General features: G+C 64.4%; 1 protein-coding gene. It reads left to right on the top strand.

Features of this window, described 5'->3' with window-relative positions:
• Positions 1–152: 152 nt before the first annotated feature.
• Positions 153–646, top strand: a 494-nt coding sequence (locus EJC49_RS23870; protein WP_210211859.1) for a DUF4385 domain-containing protein, incomplete at its 3' end; no start/stop codon positions are given.

Below are 646 nucleotides of genomic sequence, written 5' to 3'. Positions count from 1 at the left end.
CTGTCGGCCGTCCGCGACTACTTCCGGGTCGAGGACGAGGCGGGCGAGCGCTACTGGGTCTATCGCGCCGGCGACGGGGAAGATCCGCAGACTGGATCGCACCGGTGGTTCCTGCATGGCATCTTCGGCTGAGGTTCGGAACGGAACCGGAAGTGGCCGATCCGCCTTTGCAGACCATGTCCAGGCGACCCTCATATCTCGACTTCGACAGATCCCGCTATGCGTGGAAGCCGGACGTTGACTACCGCGCCCACCCCGAGCTCTACCGAGTCGGGCGGGGTGAGCAGGGCGTGCTGATCTGTCAGCCCTACAAGGACGATCTCGTGCAGCTGTGGCGATTCAAGACGCCGGGCGAGGCGGAGACGAGCAGCGCGGCGATCGAGGTGAAGTTCAAGGAATACCTCGACGCGGGCGATTTCGTCGGCGCCGACCTGGCGCGAAAGTTCCTGCAGATGGGTTTCACCCGCGCCCGTCGCTACGCGAACTATCGCGGCGGCCGGAAATATGCTGGGGACGACCATCACGAGCTTCCTCGCGGCACGGGCGACCCGGAAATGGCCAGGTCCGCTGAAATCTTCCACGCGAGGTGGAAGGCAGCCGAGGCGAACGAAGACTACGCCGCTCGCAAGAAGGATTGGAAGGAGAG

The organism is Aquibium carbonis (assembly GCF_003970795.1).
GTDB classification, from domain to species: Bacteria; Pseudomonadota; Alphaproteobacteria; order Rhizobiales; family Rhizobiaceae; genus Aquibium; species Aquibium carbonis.
The sequence above is the reverse complement of the archived record's forward strand: the minus strand, read 5'-3'. Positions and strand labels throughout refer to the sequence as shown.